The following is a 22,706-nucleotide window of genomic DNA, read 5'->3' as shown; positions in this document are numbered from 1 at the left end:
TGAGTATATACAAAAATATAAAATATATCAATTATCCCCTCGTAAAAAAAAATTAGTTATTGAAGACTTTCTTAATTTAAGTATAATAAGAATCTCTAAAAAATTGAAGTTTTGAGAGGTTCTATGAGCTTTGAAATTGAAACAAGAGCCTTGCCTCTGTGAGAAATGGAATTTTTTTCTTCAGAAGTAAGTTCGGCAAAAGTTTTGCCTAACTTTTCCACAAAGAATATCGGATCGTAGCCGAAACCGCCCGCCCCTGACGGAGCTTCGCTTATAGTTCCTTCACATATTTCCTGAACCGAATAAAAGCGGTTTTCGTTTAAAAGAAAAACAATGCAACATGCAAAAAAAGCCGAGCGCTTTTTTACTCCCTTTAGCTCATTAAGAACCTTGATAATACCGGCCTCAGCTGAAACATGCTCTCCTTCAATGGAACCGTATCGGGCGGAATGAACACCCGGGGCTCCGTTTAAAAAGTCGACACAAAGGCCGGAATCATCTGCAAGAACCGGAGCTTTTACAATATCATAAAGAGCTTTCGCTTTTATCATTGAGTTTTCAAAAAAAGTACTTCCTGTTTCTTCAGGATCAAATTCCATACCTTCATCTTTAGGTAAAACAATCCTATGAGACGGAAGCAGCTCTTGAACTTCCCGCTTTTTGTTTATATTTCCTGATGCCAGATATATCTTCATGGCCGGAAGTATACCAAATTTTTAAAACCTTTGCAATATTTTTATCGATTGTTCCCTTGTATACATTTATGTATTTTTGTATATCCCTGCTGCTGGGCGATTTTAATTGAACCTTATTTAATTTTTTTGACTTTTGCCATAAATAGCGGTTATGCTTTAACGAAAAACAAAGCTTATCAAGCTGGCATTTTGTATTATGAGTATGGAATAAAAGATATCTAAAAAGCTGAATCTTTACATAATACCTGTTTCTATTACAAATGCAGTTATTTATTTTTTCAAAGCGTTTAAAACAAGCCGTTTTTAAATCTTGAATGATAGAACATAAAAGCTCAGGAGCAATCTTAATTTCCGCAGCGATTTTGTCTATTAAATCATCATCAAGAAAAAAGCAAGCCTTACAAGCCAGTAAAAAAATTTTTCTATGCTCTAAGGGCATATTAAAATAAAGAGTTCTTCTATTTTCCAGTTCTTGTTTGGAAATTTTACATTCGGGCAAAAGAGAATTCGGCTTTTGTATTTTACAGTACTTAGATTCAGGTTCGGCAACATAAAAATTAAAATTTTCATCTAAATCATATTCTCCCATAAGGTGCTCCCATCTTGTGCCCTCTTGACCGGCTATAACGGTATCATTTATCTCACGCCTTATATTTTTACACTTAAAGGTTAAATAATAAAAATGCAGATGATTGGTTAGATAGGTATAAAAACTTGATAATGAAGGCTTATAATTTTTTAAAATTTTAGGAATTCTATAATAAAATTGAAATAAAAAATCACTACGCAAATCCTCATCTTTAAAATATACCCCGAATTTTTCCAAATTTACATAAACAATTTCAAAAATTTCCATTACAATTTTTTCTTTTATTGACGAATTTGTGTTACCGCTATTATAGGTATTGACAAATTCTTCTCCTTTTTCTAAACTTATAATCACTTTTTATCTCCTTTTAACTTTAAATAATATATTTTTACAAGCAAAAAGGGTGCCAAACATAAATAGCAAATAAAGATGGAGATTGTTTGATTTTTATAGAATAGAAAATTAGTTTTATGCTTTTTTTTCCGGACTGAAAATAGTATCATTAAAAAAATGAGAATTTCCATAAAAAGGTTCGGAATATAAGTCTTAAAAATACAAAAAAGTACCGATAATCAATAATGGGGAATAAAGCGATGATAAAAAAAAATACTGAAAAAGACTCACGGATAAGCAGCATAACTTTTTATTCAAAAGAGCAGGTACAGTGCCCCGTGTGCAGTACAAAATTTAAAAGAGAAGAACTACACTCCGGCGGAGGGAGACTTATAGCAGGAGATCTGACCGACGAATTACGCCGGCTTTATGAACCTTCGGCAAAATACGGTGAAATATTTCCGGCCGTGTACAATTTAACGGTATGTCACAAGTGTCTTTATGCGGCCTTTCCTCAAGATTTTTCAATTCCTTCCCGTCCCGTTATCGAAAAACTTTTTGAAAATACGGAAGTAAGATATGATGCAATAAAAGGTCTTTTTCACAATGTGGATTTTACAAAACCCAGAGGCTTAAAAGAAGGAGCTGCTTCCTATTACCTTGCCATTTTATGCTATGAATTGTTTGAAGAAAAATTCTCCCCTACAATCAAGCAGGCTATATGTGCAATAAGAGCGGCTTGGCTTTTTAACGAGCTCGGCAAAAAATATCCTGAAGAAAATTACAAATATGTTTCGGATCTGTTTTACCAAAAAGCAACGTTCCTTTACCGCCGTGCCCTTGAATTGGAATCAAGCGGGACAGAAATAATAGCAGGCTTAAAATCATTCGGCCCTGATGTGGATAAAAACTACGGCTATGACGGCATAATCTATCTTTCTGCCCTTCTTGAATATAAATACGGCCAAAAACTGGACATGGAAATGCGTCTAAAGCGTTTGGATTATCAAAAATTTGCCCTTGCAAAAATGTTCGGTTTAGGTAAGTCAAGTAAAAACAAGCCAGGCCCGATTTTGGAAGCTGCAAGAAATCTCTATGATACACTCAAGGTAGAGCTAAAGGATGTGGATGATTAATGGAAGCCCCTCAAAATCAAAAAAACATTCTCCTTACCCTCTCATATGACGGTACGAATTTTTGCGGATGGCAAAAACAGACCAGAGAAGGAACTGAAACCTTCCGTACGGTTCAAGGAGAATTGGAAAAAGCCCTAGCCAAAATTCATAAACACCCTATCGAAACAAACGGCTCCGGCCGCACTGATTCAGGAGTACACGCAGCCCGTCAAGCCGTAAACTTTTTTAGCGATATAAAAAGCATGACGGCTTCAAATTTTTTGCCCGCCCTTAACTCAATTTTGCCCAGAGACATAAGGGTTATGGAAGCAGCTGAAGTGTCCCCCCTATTACATGCACGCTTTAATGCTCTTTCAAGGACATACCGCTATAAAATCAAATGCGGCAAAACAATCTTTGCCCACGAGCAGCCCTATACTTGGCACATAAGGCGGTACCCTGATATATGCAGCTTAAACGAAATGGCTTCCTGCCTTTCGGGAGAATTGGACTGCACGGCTTTTTCGGCAGCAGGAGACCAAAGCCTAAGCAAGTCCCGCTATATCAAAAAGGCGGTCTTTTTTATCGAAAACGATTATCTTATTTTTGAAATCCGAGCAAACGCCTTTTTATGGAAGATGGTACGTTCAATAGTGGGAACTCTTTTACATTTAGAAGAAATAGGCGCTTCCAAAAAAGATTTTAAGGACATTTTAGAATCAAGGGTGAGAGAAAAGGCAGGCCCCACCGCTCCGCCCCACGGTCTTTTTTTATGGGCAATAGAATATCCTAAAGACCTGCTTAAACCACCGCAAAAGACTTTTTAATAGGCAGTAAAGCTAATTACTCTTAAAACGGTCATACCGGTTTACGGCATTTGAAATAACAAAAAACACAATAACGATTCCAAAAATTACAAAATAAGAACCTATAGAAAAAAACATATTATAAAGACCGTGCATACCCCATGTAAAGATAAAAGGCTTTATAAGTTTCCTTCTCTTCTGTACCATACTTATTTCAAGATAATATACACCCAAACCTGCATGTAAAATATTTGAAGTCAAACTTCTAATCCAAATTGCTTCCGGATAACGCACCGCATAAGCAAGATTCTCAAAAGATGCAAAAATTAAACCGTAAAAAACGGATAAAAGCATTAAAATCCTTATATTTGTCCTGGTTTCGGCCGGAGTAATTTCATCCATACTCTTCATCTTATCCGCCCAAAGCAATTTTACAAAAATATAAAAAAGGAGGGTCTTAACGGCTTCTTCCGGCAAGGCAGAGTGAATAAAAGAATCAAAAAGAATACCATATCCAGCTTTTTTTAAAAAATTTTGAGACAAAAAATATATAAGGGTCTGCATTAAAATGGAAATAAGAACAGCAAAAAATGAAAACAAAAAAATATATAATAAAGGTTTAACCGATAAATTTTCTTTTTTCCTAACAATAAAAGCCCAAATAATTGCAAGGGCAAAGGAAGAAAACATGATTGCGGCAATCTGCATATTTGTCAGCATACATTGAAAAAGAATTAAATTCAAGAGGCAACAAGCCCTTTATTTTAAGATAAAAATAACTTATAATACTATTTAAGGGAGATATGATAAACAGTTCGGCACAAATGGTGCCTCACTGTTTATCTTCGAGTTTGCCTTTCGGCAAACGTCGCATTATGGGAGAATTTATGTCTAAAGAAGAAGATTATGATAAGCTTTTTGAGTCAATAATGAATGCAAAACATCTGACAGCCTTTACAGGGGCAGGAATAAGCACCTTAGCCGGAATCAAGGACTTTAGAGGAAAGGACGGCCTTTATAAACAGCCGAATACCGAAAAAATGTTCGATATAGATGTTTTTTATAGGGATCCTTCAGTTTATTACAGCATGGCAAAAGAATTTATCTATGGATTAGATGATAAAAGGCCTGCCGTAGTGCATAACGTCCTTGCAGAGCTTGAAAAAAGGGGAATTCTAAAGGCCGTAATAACCCAAAACATCGATTTACTCCACCAAAAAGCAGGCAGTAAAAATGTCATTGAGGTACACGGTTCTCCATCGGTTCACTATTGTATAAATTGTTCTTACACCGAAACCTTTGAAGAAGCCGCAAAGACAGCTAAAACGGGAGAAGTACCGAGATGTCCCAAATGCGGAAGCCCCATAAAACCGGCAATAACCTTTTTTGGAGAAGCTCTGCCTCAAAAAGCTCTGATAAAAGCAGAAATGGAAGCCTCTAAGTCTGATTTTATGCTGGTTTTAGGTACCAGTCTTTTGGTTTATCCTGCGGCAGCTCTTCCGGCCTATACTTTAAGAAACGGAGGTAAGATAGCAATAGTAAACAATCAGCCCACACAATTTGACTCCTATACGGACCTTTTATTTGAGGATTTGGAAGAAACTTTTGAAAAAATCGATAAAAAATTAAAAAATTTATAATTTTTTTCCAAATTCGCTTGACAAAAAAGTAAGAATATGGTAACTTACATTCAGGCACAGATTGCGGGTAGTTATCCAAAATTACCTGCGTAAAGCGTTCATAAAAGTATTTATATGTGAATGGTTTATACTCTATTTTAATCGCCCCGGTCCGCATACTCCCGGGGCGATTTTTTTGTTTTATTCTAAATATAGAATTCAAAATTATGAAATTTAAGATTTAAGACCTTAAAGCCGATAGTTAAAATGAGAAAAATTTATCATAAATAGTAGAAAAGGTATTTATTTTTTTTTATTTATGTGGTAGGATTATTCTATGGAAAAAGATAAAAAAATAATTGTTGATTCAGAAAAAATTGAAACGGCCATTCGCTTAGGTGTACCTATAGCTATAACTTCGTATACCCTGCCTAAAGAAACGGAAATTTATATTAATGACGTTATTTCCGAATTTTTAAAACAGCTTCATTGTTCCGATATTACGGACTATATCGTATACTACACAAACGAGCTTACAACAAATGCAAAAAAAGCAAATACAAAGAGGGTCTATTTTAAAGAAAGAGGCTTAGACATCTCTGATTCAGAAGATTATGATCAGGGAATGAAGGACTTTAAAGAAGATACAATCTCAAACATGGACCATTATCTGGATCTTCAAAAAAAAGCAGGACTCTATGTAAAATTATCTCTACAGCTAAAAAAAGATAATATAGTCCTTGAGGTCAGCAATAATTCGGCTCTAACCCGTCAAGAATTTAAAAGAATTTTTGACAAAATAGTCAGAGCAAGACAATTCTCTTCATTAGACGAAGCGTTCACACAGGTTTTAGACAGCACAGAAGGAGCCGGTTTAGGCCTTGTAATAATGGTTCTAATGCTTAAAAAAATGGGACTGGATGAAAAGGCTTATCAAATAGATGTCTTAGACGGCATAACTGTAAACCGTGTTACAATCCCCCTTAAATTGAAGTTAAAAAAAGAAGCGGAGCCTCTCACAAAGGCCATTGTAGAATATATCAACGAAATACCGCAATTCCCTGAAAATATCATGCAAATACAGAGGGCTATTAACGATCCCGAATCGAAAATGCAGAAGATTGCACAACTTATAAGCAGCGATATCGGTTTAGCAACAGACCTTCTAAAACATGTAAACTCCGTAGCATTCGGCCTTGCAAAACCATGTATGAACATTGTAGAAGCCGTTAAATTTGTAGGTTTGCGCGGAATACAGAATTTGCTGTACTCAATGGGAACCATTAAAATACTGGAAACGACGGAAAACGAACAAAAGCAAATTTGGGAAAATGCCTACAGACTGGCTTTTTTCTCCTTAAATGTTGCAAAACTTACGGGAAAAAGGACTGTAGTTGACGATGCCTATATTTGCGGTCTTCTCCATGACCTTGGAAAGATTATACTCGGTTCAATGTATCCTGAATTGGTAGTAAAGTTGGCAGAAATCCAAGCTGAGAGAAACATACCTCCTCAAGTTATGGATATGATTATGAGCGGAATGGCACAGGCCGAAATAGGAGCAACTCTTGCAGAAAAGTGGAACTTCCCCGAACCTATAATAGTAACAATAAGGTATCAGGATAACTTCGAAAATGCCCCCGAAGAACATAAGGACTTAGTCGAAAGCGTTTGTCTTGCAGATTTTATGCTTAACTTTTCTCAGGGAAAAATAGAATACTATCAAATTCCTGAAGTCCTGCTAAAAAGATTTAAAATAAAATCCGAAGAGCAACTTAAAAATCTTTGTGCACGCTTTGAAGCAGCCTTTGAAAAATAAGGGCAGAAAAAAGTTTATCTAATATCGGGGAAAAATTCTTTTATAATTTCGCCGTAATCTTTGCCGTAATATAGGCAGCCGTACATAATGGCTGCAGATAGGATATTTCTACCGTAGCCTCTTGTTTCCGCATAAGCGAGGCTCTCTAAAAATAAATCCATCGGTAAGCCGTCGGCTTGCCTTACCCAACGCTTTACCGCATTAGGACCGGCATTATAAGAAAAAAGAGCATGCATAATTTTTCCGCCATTGCGGCGTATCATATCCGAAAGATAGAAAGCCCCAAAGCGGATATTTGTATCGGGATTGTTTAGGTCATAAGTTTCCAGCTGCAGGCGGCGGGCAATGTCGGCGGCAGTGGGCTTCATGAGCTGGGCAAGACCTATAGCCCCTGCATGGGAAACAACTTCCGGCTTAAAATAACTTTCACTCCTGAGCAGGGCATATAAAAGATACTCCGGTAGGTTGTATTCTGCCGCATAGCGTTTAACCGATTCCAGCCAAGGACGCGGATACATTAATTTTAAATGCTCTTCATTAAATTGAGAACCTTCAGAGTTGACCGCAAAAGTCATAACCCTCATCGAATCGGCATAATAGCCGTTTTCAGATAAAACTTGCGCAAAAAAAGCGGCTTCTTTTGCACTGATTTGAGGGTATAAAAGAGTAATCTTTTGATAAATTTGAGAATAAAGTTTATATTTTATAAAACCTTCTAAAATTTTAATAGAATCTTCATCCGAAAATTCCGTATTCGATTTTCTTTTATAATTTTGTTTGCAGGCAGACAAGGCCATGGGGACGCCAAGCCTATAAGCAGCCATAGCCCTATAATAAAAGGAATTATGATTTTTTTCATAGACTTCAAGGTAAAGTTTTTTTGCCTCTTCGGGTATACTTTTTGAGCCGGCAAGTATATAGGTAAGGCGGGCTTGTGCCGTCAATAGATTGGTTTTTTGAACGGCTTTTTGAAGTTTTTCAAGGCTTTTCCAATCCTGTAAAATGACCAGTTTCATACAGGCATGAGCTGCAAGCTCTTCATAAATGGAACTATTTTTCCATGAAGGGGCCGATGCACAGAGTTCTTCCAAAAACACCTTAAATGACCTATTTTTTTCTATATCGAGAATGTACCACAGGGCAATATCATAATCGTAAGGTTGAGGCGGATAAGTTTTAGCTTTTTTAAAAAGTAAAAGAGATTTTTCCACATTATCTTTGCCTCCCATTTTTAAGCGCATTCGGGCTGCATAAAATGCATACATGTATTTTTGTAGGATATAATCTGAAGGTTTTGCAGATTTTTTTTCGTAAAAATCAAGCCGATTTTCAAAAAGCAGAACATCGGAGGCATAATCTTCCGAACCGGATAAGGCAGCCTTTCCCAAATCCGATAAGACCATTCTATGTTCAAGATTAGGATTACTTTCTTCTTGAATTAAGGGCTTAAAAATTTCCCAAGCATCTTTAAAGGCAGAATCAAAGACAAGTTTTCTGGCCTGACAGACATTAAAAAAATCATCTCCGCAGCTTTTTAACTCATCTTTATTTTTTTCGAGATTTTTTAAGCCCTCAATAATCTCTGCATCAAATTTCTGTGTGCTAAGATACTCAGGCAAGGACATGTCCATTTTTTTAAAATTTCCCGATAAGAATAGAAGTCTTTGAATTTCTTCCCTTATTGTTTGATTTTCTAATTTATTGTCTAATTGGATAGCTTCGGGTAAAGCAAGTTTTTTTTCAAGTATTTTAAGTTTTTCTTCAGTGGATAAAAGAGAATAAAGCTCATCATCGGCCAGTTTTTTATAGGGCATGGGGACATTTTTTACTGCGTACTCAAAATAAGCCCTAGCCGATTCATCATATATTTTTTTATCCGAAGCCCCTACACTCGCCTTTTTAACGGCAAGACCTATGTAGTACAAGGATGAAGGATCGGTATTATACAGCTTCTTTAATTCCAAAGGTTGGGGCCTTAAAAAACGATAAAAATTCTCTGAATAAAGGTCACCAATCAAGCGGGCTTCTTCCTCTTTATCGTAAGAGCCCGCACAGGAAACGCTGCAAAGACAAAGGAATAAAAAGAATAAGATTAAAGCAATGCGGTTAAATTTAGAAGTTATAAGACTATCCTCTTAAAAATTATTTAGGCGGAATATCTATATAAGTCCCTGCTATAATCAAGTTCGGATTTTTTATTTTGTTGTAATCCGCTATTTTTTTATAGAGCCAAGGAGTTTTATAATAGGTTTCGGATAAATCCCAAAGAGTATCACCCCATTTAACCTTGTACCGTACCGCACCGCCGGAATTTACGGTTGTCTTTTTTTGAGCTTCAGCCTTTTTTTTGGCCTCCGCTTTTTGTTTAGCTTCTTCTTCAGCTTTCTTTTTAGCCTCTTCTTCGGCCTTCTGCTTAGCTTCTTCTTCAGCCTTCTTTTGAGCTTCGGCTCTTTGTCTTTCTTCTTCCGCTTTACGTTTAGCTTCGGCAGCGGCTTTTTCTTCGGCATTTTCTTGCGGAACAATAGAGGTGGTAGCATTTACATCTTTTTTAGGCTCTTGCACCTGTTCAACTTTTTCAGAGGCGGAAGCTATCTTATCCTTATCGGCAAAAGGCATTTTTTTTGTTAAAAGGAGAATGGCAAAGACCAAGGCCGTTATACAAAGAATTATTATTACAATTATAAGCCAAAGGGGCATCTTTTTCTTTTCCGATTTTTCTTCATTGTGAGCATAAAGCTGAGAATGGGTCTGAGATTCTTCCTCATCAGGTTCATCCATTGAAGAAGATTCACCCGGTACCATAAAATCATCGTTATCTATAATGCCTGAATCGGAAGCTAAAGAATCGTCAAACGAGGCAAAATCAAAATCCAGCCCGTCAAGACTTGCTTCATCAAGATTTTTTAAGGAAACTTTTAGAGACTGATGCGAACCTGAACCCTCATCGATAGCTTCTGCAGAAAGATTTTTTTCTTCATCAAGCTTTATTTTCAAATTTATAGTTGGATCACCTGCAGCTCCTGTTGAAACATCTTCTACAATAAGGGAGCCTATGTATTCGGGAGGTTCTTCTTCAAATTGCTTAAATAAATTTATTTGAACGCTTTCTTGATCATCCCTGACTGTAGTCAATTCCAAAGATTGTTCCGACAAAGCATCTTCATCCAAGATTGGGAAAAATTTCCCGTCTGCAAGTTTAATTCCTATTTTTGAAGCCATACCATCCTCCTGCAAAATTTCATTTCTTCCAGCACTAATATTCTAACCGCAAAAAAGGTTCTTGTCAATAAATTTAACAAGTTTGGGTAAGGATTTTTATGATTTTTAACCGCAATGGCTGCTAGAAGCGCAAAGGAATTTTTTTTATGAAACTAAGAAAGAAACTTATGTGTAATTCCCCATTATCCATTATCAATTAATTAATCGCTTCCACTTCTTCTTTAGTGAGACCGGTCATCTGCATAATAAAATCAAGTTCACAATTCGCATGTTTCATCAATTTTGCCGTTTCAAGTTTTGTTTGGTACGAACCATCTGCAATCCCCTGCTCAATTCCTCTTTCAATTCCTTCGGCAAAAGCTATTTGTCTTTCTTCAGCTCTCTGTACCGCAATGTCCGTATCGTAGTCGTATTCTGCTACTAGCATATTGATTACCTCCCGTGATTTTCGCTGTAAGTATTCTCTTAATATTCCTTTTTCTATGCATATCTTTACCGCATTGGTAAAACCATTTTCTGAGTCCAGTTGGGTTTGTTTTCTTACCCCTTCTACAAAGAGACTGTATTCTTCAAGCGGCTTGCAGGCTGCTAAAACTTTGTTTGCTTTGTCCGTGTTGATATTGAGGACTTGCTCTGTCAGTTCCAGCGGAGCGTGCTCGGACTTTGTTGATAAATGCATCCGAAAGTTTTAGAACCGTAGTTTCAGGATAGTCTTCTGTGCCGTTGTAAAAGACATAAAACTCAGGTGTAGGTATTTTTGACAATTTTCTTAAATACCTGTCTGTCGGTGCTTGCAACTTTTCATAGAGACGCGCGGTGTATTCCAAAAAACGCAAAGGCATGTTTTCGTTTATCGTAGATTGGTGTTCTGCGAGCACAATTATTTTACCGTCTACAAGGCAGGAAACATCGTTGATTATGTTCATGTACATGACGTTTTCAAGTCGTATGTTTTCTATAGGGCATGAAAGCGGCAAATTAGTTCCATGCAAGGCATTATACAGCGACAAAAATTTTTCTTTTGCTTTTTCGTCTTCGCTGAAAAGGTCTACAAACACCGAATCTTTATAATTGCGCTTCTGTTTACTCATTTTTCTACACCCTCTACTTTTATGCTTCGCCACGGATGGCGGAGGTTTCAACTTCAAGAGTTTTGCTAAGGCAAAACTCTAAGATAAAAAATGTACTCTGTATGTACATTTTTTATCAACTTTCTGTTTGAAGTACTCATAACTGTTTCCTCACTTATTGTATTATAGCACACTTACCGCAATTTTGTAAGGGAGTATTTTTTTAATTGGTAATCTGTAATTATAAATTGCTCATTGAACCGGCTGCAAATCCAATTACCGGCACGGCCGTATATCCAGTTACCGGCCCGAGAGTTTTTTTTTCGGCCAAGAGCATGATAAGGCGGTCAAAGCCCATGGCAACCCCTGAACATGGAGGCATTTTAGAGCAAATTTTCCCGAAGTTCTTTATAGCCGGATGAGGGACAAGAGCATTCTTTTGCTTTAATTCGTTTTCGTTTTTAAAATAAGAGTTTATTTTGCTTTCATCCCTTTCTTCGGTATAGCAGTTGGCAAGCTCAACCCCGTTTAAATAGACTTCCCAACGCTCGACTGTCTTCCATTCAAGTTCTTCATTTTTTTTATTTAAAACCGTTTTGGAATTTTCTGCGGCAAGGCAGGGAACAAAGGCGGGATAATCCAAAATGGCTATGAGTTTGTTTTTAGGAAGATTGGGCTCAACGGCGTGGACTAAAATAAGCTCGTATAAATCGTCCTCTTTCCAATCCGAATAGTTTTCAGCCTCTCCGAGCCCTAAGTTTTCGGCGTAGTAAGCGAGTTCCTCCGGTGAATGTTCCGTACTTAAAGGCACTCCTGCATATTTTCTAAAGGCCTCATCCATAGTCAGACACTCAAATCCCTTTGACAAGATTTTTAAGACCTCCCCGTCAACAAGAGAATTTTCTTTTACCCTATCGGAAACATGGTTTAAAAATTCTTCGCTTATCTTTACGGAATCTTTATAGTTTGCGTTTACCGTGTAATATTCAAGCATGGTAAATTCGGGGCTATGGATATTGCCTATCGATTCTGCATTGCGGTAGCATTTTGAAATTTGAAAAACCGAGCGGGCTGTTTGGGCTATTATAGGCTTAATATAAACTTCGGGAGATGGAACCAAAAAAAGGGCTTTCCTTCGATGGGTATCTTTTGACAAAGACGGACTTAGATATTCCGTTTTAAAAACTTCCAAACAGGTTTCGGGGATTAGCTCTGCCGAAAGAGCCGGCGTATCCAATTCCAAATAATTCTTTTTAATAAAAAATTCCCTTGCGGCCTGAATACTCAGGGCACGCAATTCTAAAGCTTCAATATCCATAAGAAAAACCTCATTTATTCTGCAAGGGCTAGGACGGGATCAAGTCTTGCAGCCTTGATAGCAGGATGAAGGCCGAAAAATATTCCCGTACATACGCTGACCGAAAAGGCTATCAGCGAGCCCGAAAAATTGGGTAAAAAGATTATTTCGGGAGGGAAGAAAACATTTACAATCAGCTTACTGATTAGAAGCCCTAAAACTATACCTATGAGCCCCCCTGTAAGAGTGAGAGAAGCCGACTCTATTAAAAACTGCATTCTTATGGCTCTGCCCGTAGCACCTAAAGCCTTTCTTATACCTATCTCCCTTCGGCGTTCGGTAACGGTAACAAGCATTATATTCATAATGCCTATTCCCCCGACAAGCAAGGATATTCCCGCTATGGCCGAAAGCACAAGGCTTACCATTCCGGTAATCTTAGTCATTTGTTCAAACTGCTGGCGGGCAGAGTACACCCAGATTGCAAACCGATTACCGCCCGACAGTTCTTCAGAAAAATCTTGAATCTTTACTTCAACATTGGAGGAGTCCTTAGGGTCCGAAATAGCAACTTCGGCTGACCAAACGGTTTCAGCTATTTTTCCCGGAAGTTTGCATAGGGCAAATTTTCTTGGAACAAAGACGGCATCCGAGGTATGGAGAACCCATGTGTTTTTAGGCTTTACAACTCCTATAACTTGAAGACGCACAATATGGGGAGGAGTATTTTCGCTGCCTGACCGAATCTGCAAAGTAATAAATTTACCTACGGCTCTCCCCTCAGGGAAAAGCTGAAAAGCTATCCTCTCCCCTATAATAACCTTTTCCGCTCCCATGGAATAATCGGAAGAAGAAAAAAAACTGCCGTAATCCATGACTACCCTATGAGACTCCAGCCTTTCAGCCTCGATTCCTTCAATATCGATTGAGTCAATCCTTAAACCGTTCCTTATAGCCGAAGCCGGAAAACGGGTAGAATAAAAAACATGCTTTATCTCCGGTATTCTTTGCATCAATTTTTTACGGAAAGCTTCATCAAATTTTATACCTTCACCTATGAAATCCGGATTATCCACCTGAGTGCCTATGTTGATTATATCCATACTGAATTCTTCAAATTCTTTTACCATGCTGTTTGAAAGAGAACTTGCAAGGCTTGTAACAATTATAACGGATGTAACACCTATCACTATACCCAATAAAGAAAGAAGGGTGCGCATCTTGTTCGTTCTAAAATTATGAATGGCGTTTATAAAATCTTCAAACATTTTTCTCTTACCAATTAGGAGGTCTTACCCTCAAAGTATCGCCTTCCTTTAAGCCCGATAAGACCTTTACGGTTCCCGGAGTATAGGCCTCCACCTCAATATTAACTCTTTCAATCTTGCCGTTTTCAAGCAGCTTTTCTACATAAGGAGCACCCTTATCATAGAAAACCGCCGTTTGATCCAAAAGCAAAACTTCTTCATCTTCACCGGCAATGATGTTTCCGCTAAAAGAATAACCGGGTAAAACCTTTTCGGGGAGCTTATCGACAACTATCTTTGTTTCGATAACGGTAGAACCTTTTTGTAAGCTGGACTTGGCTATCGACGAATGATAGGTAACACGGCCCTCCACTTTTTCATCCCCCAGAGCTTGAAAGCTAAGTAAAACCTTCTGCCCTACCTTTAACCGCGGTACATCTCCTTCGGAAACGTCAACTGTGGATTTAAAAAAGGAGCGGTCTATAATTACGCCGAAATTATCCTTAGGCATAACATAGGTACCTTCGGTAAGGTCAAACGAAACAACTATACCGTCAAACTTTGCATAAACGCTTCTATCCCGTAATGCCCTCTTTAAAGATTCAAGTTCCAGTTTCATAAGTTCAAGATTTTTAGAATAGCCTTGCAATTTTTCTTTTTCAATAGCAAATTCCTGCTTTGCAACTTGAAAGGCTTGATAGGTATTGTCAAGAGCAAAGATAAGGTCTCCTTTTTTTACTATATCGCCTTCCTTAACCGCAACCTTTTTTATAAGCCCTTCACCCGGTGATTGGAGATTTTGCTGCTGAGCAGGCTGAATATAGCCTGAAACTTGAATAACATCCCGTATTATTTCCTTATTTACGGTAACCGTTTGAGAAATCTCTTCAGTACCTTTCTTGGGTAAAAAGAGAATCCAAACGATCAAAAGTATAAGTATTGCAGCAACTATTATTAAAATAATCTTTTTCTTATTTTTTTGTTTTGTATCATTCATCTATTTTTTCCTCTATGTCAAAAGCTTCTTTTAACTCGGCATTGAAAATATGTACGGCTATATGTGAATCGACTAAACCTAAAAGGGCGGTAATATATTGCAAAGAAGCCTGCCTATTTTCCAAAGCATTTATAAGGCCTCTTTGAAACCATCCGGCATGTTCTTCGGCATTTTCTTTATAAATATCCAGCTCTTCGGCATAGCGGATTTGCTGCCACTCAAGCCTTTCCCATTTAAGCTTAAAGGTATTAAACTCTATAGCAAAATTATTCCTTGTGTTTCCCAGCTTTATCTTTTCGCCCGCTTCTTTTAAGGCAACATTCTTTTTATTAAGATAATAATCATAAATTGCAAGCGGATTTATCGAAAAAGATACTTGCATCGACGGAACGGAACCTGAGGCTAAGCTTAAGCTAAGCCCGGTATCAAGCCTTACCCCGGGGAACATCAGCTGCAGCCCCGAACTTATATTCTCAAGTTTATTCATGTATGAACCCGTATAAGAATATCCCAAACTTGCAGAAGCCGAAAAGGGGCTTAAATCCATTTTATTCTTTTCAAGAAGATTTTTATAATCACTTTCCGCTTTTAAAAGGGGCTTATAGTTTTCGGCATTTAGGTTTTCCATAGAAATCAACTTTTGCTTCGGGATACTTTGGGCAAGTTTTATAAAAAATTCATCTTCGTCTTTTTTTGCAATATCAAGGCCGCAGGATTCAAAAAAAAGACGGGCAGAGACCTCAAAAGAAAATTCGGTCTCTTTTTCGTCCCTTTCAGAGCTTATCAAATTAAGCCTTGCCGTTCTTAACTTTGAAGATGTTTCGGAATAGCCTTCTGCAAGAACCTGCTTGTAGTTAATATCGGCCTGAATGCCTGAAAGACGCTTTGCAAGAAGAGAAGAATATTCACTTAATATTTTTTGAATATCGGTTAAAAGTTTTTTTTCGGCAAGAGCCTTACCTCTCTTTACTTTCTTTTCGGCCTCTTTAAGAGCCTCCAATGAGGCCGCAATTTCTTGCTTCTTCCTTTTGCGGGCTTGGCTGTAAATATCGCCCGAAAGCCCCAACGAAAAATCTTGAGAACCTTTTCCCATCTTATAAGAATAAGGAGCTGACAATTTAAGTCCCAAATTATTATAAAGAGGCAAGCCTGCCGAAACCGAAGGCTGTACGGAAAATTCCGATTTATCCTTCTCGGAACTAAGATTAAAATTAAAGGTAGAACTAAAATCAAAGGCAAAAATGGAATTCAGCCTTACGGATTTATAATTATTTAAGGCTATAGCCGCCTCGTTTTCTATCAAAACAATATCGGTATCGTTTTTGCAGCGGTATTCCAAAATTCCGTCATAAATATTTTCTTGAGCAAAAAGAACATTTAACGAAATGAAAAGATAAATAAAAAAAAAGTATATTTAAGCATTTTTACCTTTTTTCATAAGCGGAGCACCGACACTCCATGCTTTACCGACCTTCTCACCGATTACATAGTAGCCGTTCTGAAACTGTTCAAAAATCAGGGCATTCAGCTTAGTTGGATCGACCTTACCGTTTTCACTTAGGACGGATTCCTCAGCCTTCACATTGACAATTTTTCCGACAATGCCGGAAACATGCTCTGTATTAAGAAACTCCAACAACTCGCATTCCATAACTACAGGGAACTCCTCAATGATCGGAGCATGTACCTTATCGCTTTTTACAGCGTGATAGCCGGTACGTTCAAACTTGTCATTGATCTTATTGCCTGAGGCGATACCGAAAAAATCAGCCTCAACCATATGGGGCCTATCGGCAATGGCAACTGTAAAAGCCTTGCTGGCCTTTATATTCAGCCATGTTTTTTTCCCTTCATCGATAAAAAGGATAACTTTGTCATGGTGGCATATCTGGCCCCATGCAACATTCATAACATTAACCTTCTCATTGTCGTCATAAGCAGCTACCATCAACACCGGCATAGGATAAACTGCCTGTACCAAACCCAAATATTTTTTCATATTCATATCCCCCACAAAAATAAAAACGGAATTGATTTTCTGTTCATCTAATAATATAATTATATCGATCATATTGCAAATAATCAAGTACTATCCGATTCCTTGACAAGACCACCTTTCTATTCTATACTTCAATCATGGCAAAAGAAAATTCAAACCCGCTTGCAAAGATTCCGCAAGTCGAAAAACTTTTAAATGAAGATGTATTAAAAAACACGGCAGCTCTTATCGGAAGGCCCTTTGTTGTAAAAAAGGCAGCAGAATATTTGGAAAACATCCGAAAAAAGGCAATGGCAGGCGAAGATGTTCCTTCACTTAAGACTTGCGCCGAAGAGATAAACAAACTATGCAGGCCAATAGTCCGCACAAAAATAACCCCCGTAATAAATGCAACCGGAATAATTCTCCATACAAACCTAGGCCGCTCGCCCCTGCCTGAAAATATTTGGGACAGGGCAAAGGAAACCGCTTCGGGCTATTCTTCTATCGAAATGGATTTGCGGGACGGTAACCGCGGAAAGAGGTTCGAGTTTTTAAATGACTGTATGAGCTTTTTGACCGGAGCCGAGGATGCCCTCATATTGAACAACAATGCAGCGGCAGTATTTTTAATGTTAAAGGCACTCGCAGGCGGAAAGGAAGTTATAGTTTCCCGCGGCCAGCAGGTTCAAATAGGCGGAGGCTTCCGTATCCCCGAAATTTTACAGATGGCAGGCTGTAAGCTCGTCGAAGTCGGCACAACAAATATCACAAGCCTTAAGGACATTCAAAAAGCAATAAACGAAAACACGGCCATGGTGCTTTGGGTTCATACCTCAAACTATAAGATACGGGGCTTTACGGAGCAGCCTTCAATTTCAGAAATCAAGGCTATCCTTCCGCAAAACATAATTCTCGCAGTGGATCAGGGCTCGGGAAATTTAGCCTTAAATGTTCCGGAAGAACCTACGGTTTCTTCAATCATAAAAGAGGGAGCGGATTTGGTTTGCTTTTCGGGAGATAAGATTTTAGGAGGGCCTCAGGCGGGTTGGATTGTCGGCAAAAAAGATCTCGTCCAAACCGTAGCTAAAAATCAGCTCATGCGGACCTACCGAGTAGGACGGGCAGTAGCAAGCCTTATGCAGGAATGCCTCATCCTCTACTTAAACGGAGGAGAATCTGCAGCTCAAAGGGCACTCCTTTTAGATCAAAAGAAAATAAAGAAGCGTGCCGAAAAAATAATTGACGGTATAAAAAACGGAACCGGCCAATTGGTACAAAAAAACTTTTCCCTAGGAGGAGGCAGCACCCCCGACACGGGCTTCAGCTCTTGGGCCGTAAAACTAAATACAAAAACACCTTGCGAAAAACTAAAAAAACTTTTGCGCGAAATGCCGATTCCGATAATAGGTTTTATAGAAGAAGATTTTTTTTATATTCATCCTGCAAGCATTGAAGAAAAATATGATGAATACATTATTGAGTCTTTAAACAAGTGTCTGTAAGTAAAGAGGGCGGAGCTTATGATTGATTTGTCAAGAAAACTTCCCATAGGTGTTCAAAGTTTTGAAGTTATGCGGAACGATAAATTTATTTATGTCGATAAAACTCAATTTATATTTCGTCTAGTACATTCAAATAGAGTTTACTTTTTAAGCCGTCCCCGCCGTTTTGGAAAGAGCCTCTTTCTTTCCATGCTCAAGGTTTATTTTTTAGGACAAAAAGAGCTTTTCAAAGGATTGTATATCGAAAAAGCGGAAGAAGAAAGGAGCATAAAAACCGGTGAAAAAAGCTGGACGGAATACCCTGTTCTTTATTTTGATTTTAACACAAAAAATTACATAAAAACCGGCTCGCTTATAAGTATTATAAATTTACACCTCGACCTGATAGAAGAAACCTATAATATCAAAAAAACATCAGGCGATGTTGAGCTTAGATTTATGCAGATAATTTTATCTCTTCACAAAAAGACAGGTAAACAAGTAGTTATTCTTGTAGATGAATATGACAAACCTCTTTTACAAACTATGGAGATAAACAAAAACTTAAATGAAGAATACCGCAACATTCTTAAAGCCTTTTATTCAGTGATAAAAACTTGTGACCAATATATAAGATTTGCTTTTTTAACAGGCGTTACAAAATTCAGCAAGGTAAGTATTTTCAGTGATATGAATAATCTAAAAGATATAAGTATGCTTAACGATTATGCAGAAATTTGCGGAATTACACAAAATGAAATGGAAGCGTCTTTTAAAGTAGAAATTGAAAAACTTGCAAAAGCCAATAATATGAACACAGCAGAAACACTAAAAGAACTAAAAAGCAGCTATGACGGTTATCTTTTTAGCAGCAACGGACAAACGGTATACAATCCTTTTAGTATTCTAAATACCTTTGACTCTTGTGAATTTAAGAACTACTGGTTTGCAACAGGTACTCCAACTTTTTTGATAAATTACCTAAAAAAAACTCAATATAATATTCAAGATTTGGATGGAAAGGTTGAGCTCGATGAGGCAGGTTTAACGGATTATAGAGCTGATTCAGAGTCTACGATTCCTATTCTGTTTCAGGCAGGATATTTAACAATTAAAAGCTATAATACAAAATATAAACTTTATACATTGGGCTTTCCGAATGATGAAGTCCGTTATGCATTCTTAAACAGCCTCCTGCCCTCATATTCAAATTTAGATTCAACAACGACAGCATATTCGATTAAGGAATTTTCAAAAGATATTGAAGAAGGTAATACCGAATCTTTTATGCAAAGATTAAAAACTATTATATCGGGTATTCCGTATGATAATCTGGGGACTAATTTAATCGGAGAAAAAACTAACTTGCGCGAACAAAACTACCAAACTGCGGTCTATCTTGTATTTAAGTTGATGGGACAATTTGTTGAAACGGAGGTTCATTGCTCCACAGGCAGGGCTGACTGCGTTGTAACTACAAAAGACAATGTATATGTATTTGAATTTAAAGTTGACGGCTCAGGTACGGCGGAAACAGCATTAAATCAAATAAAAGAAAAAGCATATACTGAACCTTACCATACGGGAAGTAAGAAAATCATTGCGATAGGCGTAAGTTTTGATCAAATCTCAAAAACAATCAAAGATTGGATTATTGAAAAAATATAAATTATTTTAAAAATGGAACAATCTTCATTTATGGAAAAAAACAATGTTCGCGAAAAACTGCATGCGGTTGCTCTCTCGGCCCCGAAAACGAGCGGGGTTTACCTTTGGAAAGATAAGGCAGGAACGGTCATCTATGTCGGGAAGGCTAAATCTTTAAAGAACCGCCTCAGTTCTTATTTTACATCGAACAGGGATATTAAAACCCGCATCCTTGTTTCCCGTGCCGATTCAATCGAGTACATTCAAACAGAAAATGAATATGAAGCACTTCTCTTGGAAAATACTCTAATCAAAAAACATAAACCGAGATACAATATAAATCTAAAAGACGGAAAAACCTATCCTGTTTTAAAATTAACCAATGAAGAATTTCCAAAACTTTACCGCACAAGGAACATTAAAAATGACGGCTCAAAATATTTCGGCCCCTTTCCGAATGTTTCAGCCGTCGATATGTTTTTAGCTCTCATAAAACATAATTATACCCTGCGCCAATGCAAGAGATTAAAAAAAAGAGAAACTCCTTGCCTTTATTTTCATATCGGAAGATGCAAGGCTCCCTGCTGCGGCAAGATAAGTGCAGAAGAATACGGCAAAGATATAGAAGAAATTACCATGCTCTTAGAAGGCGAAATGGGAGAAGTATCTGCCGCCCTAAAAGAAAAGATGAAAGAAGCGGCAGAAAAAAAAGAGTTTGAAAAAGCCGCCCGCCTCCGTGACGGAATACAGGCAGTCTATGCTCTCCGCGGACAAAACATAGTTCAAGACATGGACCCAGAAAGCCGCGACTACATTGCATGGGCCTTTGAAGGAACCATGGTCAGCATAGCCGTTCTAAAAATGAGAAACGGACGGCTTGTCGGCCGCGACCTTTATCGTTCGCATAGCTTAAAAGAAGAAGGAGAAATTCTATCCGAATTTATATCGGCTTATTACACTTCGGCAAACGAAGTTCCGCCTAAAATATTTATTCCGCAAGCTGCCGATGGAAATGCCCTCATCGAAAAATGGCTCAATGAGGAGCTTCACGCTAAGACAAGGATAAGCATCATTCCTTTAGAAAAAGAAAATATTACAGCAGAAGAAACTGCAAGCTCCAAAATAGAAACCGCATTCGGAACAGCAACCTCTGAAGAAATTGAAGAAGCGGCTTCCAAAAAAATTGACTACACTGTTAAAGAGCCGGCACCTTTGGCTGTCCAAGAAAAAAGACTAAATCTTTCTCCGGCTGAAATTAAGCACCACAAGGCAGCCTTAAAGATGGCTCGCTTTAACGCAAAAGAAGATGCTCTGCGCCGTCTAAGAGAACAGGGAGATTTCGCCGCCGTTGAAGACTTGCAAAAAAGGCTTAACCTACCCTGCCTTCCGCAGCGTATCGAGGGCTTCGACATTGCTCACCTAGGCGGCACCTTTACAGTCGCTGCTCTGATTTCCTTTAAAGAAGGAAACCCCGACAAAAAGAATTACAGGATATTCAGGTTAAAAAATACTGACGGCATAATCGATGACTATGCTTCAATGAGGGAGGTAATAGCCCGCCGCTATACCCGCCTTGTCAACGAGGGAGCCGACCTTCCGGACCTAATTCTTATAGACGGAGGCATTGGGCAGGTAAATGCGGCAAGCAAAATTGTAAACGCCCTCGATCTCGGCATTCCGGTTATCGGCCTTGCCGAAAAAAATGAAGAAGTTTATTTTCCGCACAATTCGGAACCTGTGATCTTACCCAGAAGAAGCGATGCCCTCCGCCTTCTCCAAAGAATCCGTGACGAGGCACACCGTTTTTCAAACACAAGGAACAATAAGCTGCGCAGAGCAAATAAACTTAAAACGGAATTTGAAGGCCTTCCCCACATCGGCAAAAAAAGAGCTTTCTCTTTATTAAAGGCCTTTGGCAATATGGAAGGCCTAAAAAACACAACAGCTCAAGCCCTTTCAGAAACGGCAAAGATTTCTTTAAAACAAGCAGAAGAAGTTTTGGCATCGGTAAAGGGAAACAGCCAAAATTAAAATCCCGATTAAAAAACATCGGCGTAAAGTCAGTGCAGATACACTCTCTGCAAAATGGATAAGTAAATGTGTAATTGAAGATGCTCTCAACTACACATTAGCCCTTGCCCTTTAAGCTTAAAAACGATATAATTTTTACATGAAACTTTTTGTCGTACGTCACGGAGAAACAGACTGGAATTCTAAGATGATGGCTTGCGGTATTTCCGAAGCTTCCCTTACCGAAAAAGGAAAAGCCCAAGCAAAAGAACTTGCCGAACGCCTTGCGGCCGAACAAGATAAAAATAAAATCGGAGTTATCTATGTTTCACCCCTTAAAAGAGCCCTCGCAACGGCGGCCTATATCGAAGAAGCTTTAGGGATAAAAGCAAAAACGGATAAACGTTTAATGGAAATAAATTTCGGAACTTTTGAAGGTGAGGATTGGAGAAAGCCCGAATTTTTAAAAATATCCGAAAGTCCTTTTTTTCGGTTTCCGCAAGGAGAATCTTTAGTGCAAACGGCACACCGTGCCTATAATATAATTGATGAAATTGCAGAAAAGCACAAAAACGAAAATGTACTTTTTGTCTGCCATGGAATGATAAGCACGATGATTTGCACTTATTTTAAATCTTATTCACAAGAAGAACTGGAAAAAATAGAAATAAAAAACTGCCAGCTTCTTCAGTTTGAATTAAGAAAATAAATCTTGCATATTTTAGGCCTTCATGTTATACTTGCACCCTACAGAAAGCAATTATGTAATTTTACCACAATA

Annotated in this window: 18 protein-coding genes and 1 pseudogene; 8 read left to right on the top strand and 11 right to left on the bottom strand. The window is 38.0% G+C overall.

Translation table 11 applies throughout. The features are described from left to right. Window positions 1–95 precede the first annotated feature (95 nt). Both rdgB and E4N74_RS01415 read right to left on the bottom strand, forming a co-directional pair. Complete coding sequence (gene rdgB / locus E4N74_RS01420; protein WP_044978738.1) at window positions 96–695, bottom strand: RdgB/HAM1 family non-canonical purine NTP pyrophosphatase; 600 nt, start codon at window positions 693–695, stop codon at window positions 96–98. Next, the gene (locus E4N74_RS01415; protein WP_044978737.1) at window positions 625–1,638 is read right to left on the bottom strand and encodes a hypothetical protein; all 1,014 of its coding nucleotides are present in this window, start codon (window positions 1,636–1,638) and stop codon (window positions 625–627) included. The genes rdgB and E4N74_RS01415 overlap by 71 nt, the downstream gene beginning before the upstream one ends. A 239-nt stretch (window positions 1,639–1,877) precedes the next feature. Here E4N74_RS01415 and E4N74_RS01410 point away from each other — a divergent pair, with 239 nt between their 5' ends. Together E4N74_RS01410 and truA are read left to right on the top strand one after the other, a co-directional pair. Then, the gene (locus tag E4N74_RS01410; protein WP_255805912.1) at window positions 1,878–2,753 is read left to right on the top strand and encodes a DUF2225 domain-containing protein; all 876 of its coding nucleotides are present in this window, start codon (window positions 1,878–1,880) and stop codon (window positions 2,751–2,753) included. Further along, complete coding sequence (gene truA, locus E4N74_RS01405; protein WP_255805911.1) at window positions 2,753–3,559, top strand: tRNA pseudouridine(38-40) synthase TruA; 807 nt, start codon at window positions 2,753–2,755, stop codon at window positions 3,557–3,559. Before E4N74_RS01410 ends, truA begins: the two co-directional genes overlap by 1 nt. A gap of 12 nt (window positions 3,560–3,571) precedes the next feature. On the opposite strand, the gene E4N74_RS01400 is transcribed toward truA, so the two are convergent. Further along, window positions 3,572–4,258, bottom strand: coding sequence for a PrsW family glutamic-type intramembrane protease (locus tag E4N74_RS01400; RefSeq protein ID WP_255805910.1), 687 nt, complete (start codon window positions 4,256–4,258; stop codon window positions 3,572–3,574). A 167-nt stretch (window positions 4,259–4,425) separates the two neighbouring features. Here E4N74_RS01400 and E4N74_RS01395 point away from each other — a divergent pair, with 167 nt between their 5' ends. Further along, entirely contained in the window at window positions 4,426–5,178 is a 753-nt protein-coding gene (locus tag E4N74_RS01395) for an SIR2 family NAD-dependent protein deacylase (protein ID WP_044979746.1), read from the top strand. 316 nt (window positions 5,179–5,494) lie between these two features. Further along, on the top strand, window positions 5,495–6,976 hold the full coding sequence (locus E4N74_RS01390) for an ATP-binding protein (RefSeq protein ID WP_145475218.1): 1,482 nt from the start codon (window positions 5,495–5,497) through the stop codon (window positions 6,974–6,976). Between the two features lie 14 nt (window positions 6,977–6,990). Here E4N74_RS01390 and E4N74_RS01385 read toward each other — a convergent pair whose 3' ends face one another. The 8 genes and pseudogenes from E4N74_RS01385 to E4N74_RS01350 form a co-directional block, all read right to left on the bottom strand. Next, window positions 6,991–9,069: a flagellar assembly lytic transglycosylase gene (locus tag E4N74_RS01385; RefSeq protein WP_338113404.1), complete on the bottom strand. Its 2,079-nt coding sequence runs from the start codon at window positions 9,067–9,069 to the stop codon at window positions 6,991–6,993. Between the two features lie 49 nt (window positions 9,070–9,118). Further along, window positions 9,119–10,195 (bottom strand): LysM peptidoglycan-binding domain-containing protein, encoded by a 1,077-nt coding sequence (locus E4N74_RS01380; RefSeq protein WP_255805907.1) that lies wholly within the window; start codon window positions 10,193–10,195, stop codon window positions 9,119–9,121. A 196-nt stretch (window positions 10,196–10,391) separates the two neighbouring features. After that, window positions 10,392–11,286: pseudogene (locus tag E4N74_RS01375) on the bottom strand (Rpn family recombination-promoting nuclease/putative transposase). Between the two features lie 220 nt (window positions 11,287–11,506). Then, window positions 11,507–12,583, bottom strand: a complete 1,077-nt coding sequence (locus tag E4N74_RS01370) for an amino acid--tRNA ligase-related protein (RefSeq protein WP_255818565.1) — start codon at window positions 12,581–12,583, stop codon at window positions 11,507–11,509. A 14-nt stretch (window positions 12,584–12,597) separates the two neighbouring features. Next, window positions 12,598–13,830, bottom strand: coding sequence for an ABC transporter permease (locus tag E4N74_RS01365; RefSeq protein ID WP_255818564.1), 1,233 nt, complete (start codon window positions 13,828–13,830; stop codon window positions 12,598–12,600). A 7-nt stretch (window positions 13,831–13,837) separates the two neighbouring features. Further along, window positions 13,838–14,806: an efflux RND transporter periplasmic adaptor subunit gene (locus E4N74_RS01360; protein WP_255818563.1), complete on the bottom strand. Its 969-nt coding sequence runs from the start codon at window positions 14,804–14,806 to the stop codon at window positions 13,838–13,840. Further along, on the bottom strand, window positions 14,799–16,220 hold the full coding sequence (locus E4N74_RS01355) for a hypothetical protein (protein ID WP_338113403.1): 1,422 nt from the start codon (window positions 16,218–16,220) through the stop codon (window positions 14,799–14,801). The genes E4N74_RS01360 and E4N74_RS01355 overlap by 8 nt, the downstream gene beginning before the upstream one ends. Then, window positions 16,221–16,805, bottom strand: a complete 585-nt coding sequence (locus E4N74_RS01350; RefSeq protein WP_255818561.1) for a flavin reductase family protein — start codon at window positions 16,803–16,805, stop codon at window positions 16,221–16,223. Between the two features lie 137 nt (window positions 16,806–16,942). On the opposite strand from E4N74_RS01350, the gene selA reads away from it, so the two are divergent. The 4 genes from selA to E4N74_RS01330 all read left to right on the top strand — a co-directional run bounded on the left by selA (window position 16,943) and on the right by E4N74_RS01330 (window position 22,634). Continuing rightward, window positions 16,943–18,289, top strand: a complete 1,347-nt coding sequence (gene selA / locus E4N74_RS01345; RefSeq protein WP_255818559.1) for an L-seryl-tRNA(Sec) selenium transferase — start codon at window positions 16,943–16,945, stop codon at window positions 18,287–18,289. Window positions 18,290–18,307: 18 nt separating this feature from the next. Beyond that, on the top strand, window positions 18,308–19,936 hold the full coding sequence (locus E4N74_RS01340) for an ATP-binding protein (protein ID WP_255818558.1): 1,629 nt from the start codon (window positions 18,308–18,310) through the stop codon (window positions 19,934–19,936). A 30-nt stretch (window positions 19,937–19,966) separates the two neighbouring features. Further along, window positions 19,967–21,946, top strand: coding sequence for an excinuclease ABC subunit UvrC (uvrC, locus tag E4N74_RS01335; protein WP_044979744.1), 1,980 nt, complete (start codon window positions 19,967–19,969; stop codon window positions 21,944–21,946). A 139-nt stretch (window positions 21,947–22,085) separates the two neighbouring features. Then, window positions 22,086–22,634 (top strand): histidine phosphatase family protein, encoded by a 549-nt coding sequence (locus E4N74_RS01330; protein WP_255805899.1) that lies wholly within the window; start codon window positions 22,086–22,088, stop codon window positions 22,632–22,634. Window positions 22,635–22,706 lie beyond the last annotated feature (72 nt).

It is taken from the genome of Treponema putidum, from assembly GCF_024401155.1.
Lineage (GTDB): Bacteria > Spirochaetota > Spirochaetia > Treponematales > Treponemataceae > Treponema_B > Treponema_B putidum.
Note: the sequence above shows the minus strand (reverse complement) of the source record. Positions and strands in the feature narration are given on the sequence as shown.

What these genes read in the sequence shown, in the direction of transcription:
- uvrC (WP_044979744.1), top strand. Translation starts at nt 19,967, where the DNA reads ATGGAAAAAAACAATGTTCGCGAAAAACTGCATGCGGTTGCTCTCTCG.
- rdgB (WP_044978738.1), bottom strand. Translation starts at nt 695, where the DNA reads ATGAAGATATATCTGGCATCAGGAAATATAAACAAAAAGCGGGAAGTT.
- E4N74_RS01340 (WP_255818558.1), top strand. Translation starts at nt 18,308, where the DNA reads ATGATTGATTTGTCAAGAAAACTTCCCATAGGTGTTCAAAGTTTTGAA.
- selA (WP_255818559.1), top strand. Translation starts at nt 16,943, where the DNA reads ATGGCAAAAGAAAATTCAAACCCGCTTGCAAAGATTCCGCAAGTCGAA.
- E4N74_RS01400 (WP_255805910.1), bottom strand. Translation starts at nt 4,258, where the DNA reads ATGCTGACAAATATGCAGATTGCCGCAATCATGTTTTCTTCCTTTGCC.
- E4N74_RS01390 (WP_145475218.1), top strand. Translation starts at nt 5,495, where the DNA reads ATGGAAAAAGATAAAAAAATAATTGTTGATTCAGAAAAAATTGAAACG.
- E4N74_RS01360 (WP_255818563.1), bottom strand. Translation starts at nt 14,806, where the DNA reads ATGAATGATACAAAACAAAAAAATAAGAAAAAGATTATTTTAATAATA.
- truA (WP_255805911.1), top strand. Translation starts at nt 2,753, where the DNA reads ATGGAAGCCCCTCAAAATCAAAAAAACATTCTCCTTACCCTCTCATAT.
- E4N74_RS01380 (WP_255805907.1), bottom strand. Translation starts at nt 10,195, where the DNA reads ATGGCTTCAAAAATAGGAATTAAACTTGCAGACGGGAAATTTTTCCCA.
- E4N74_RS01350 (WP_255818561.1), bottom strand. Translation starts at nt 16,805, where the DNA reads ATGAAAAAATATTTGGGTTTGGTACAGGCAGTTTATCCTATGCCGGTG.
- E4N74_RS01330 (WP_255805899.1), top strand. Translation starts at nt 22,086, where the DNA reads ATGAAACTTTTTGTCGTACGTCACGGAGAAACAGACTGGAATTCTAAG.
- E4N74_RS01370 (WP_255818565.1), bottom strand. Translation starts at nt 12,583, where the DNA reads ATGGATATTGAAGCTTTAGAATTGCGTGCCCTGAGTATTCAGGCCGCA.
- E4N74_RS01365 (WP_255818564.1), bottom strand. Translation starts at nt 13,830, where the DNA reads ATGTTTGAAGATTTTATAAACGCCATTCATAATTTTAGAACGAACAAG.
- E4N74_RS01410 (WP_255805912.1), top strand. Translation starts at nt 1,878, where the DNA reads ATGATAAAAAAAAATACTGAAAAAGACTCACGGATAAGCAGCATAACT.
- E4N74_RS01395 (WP_044979746.1), top strand. Translation starts at nt 4,426, where the DNA reads ATGTCTAAAGAAGAAGATTATGATAAGCTTTTTGAGTCAATAATGAAT.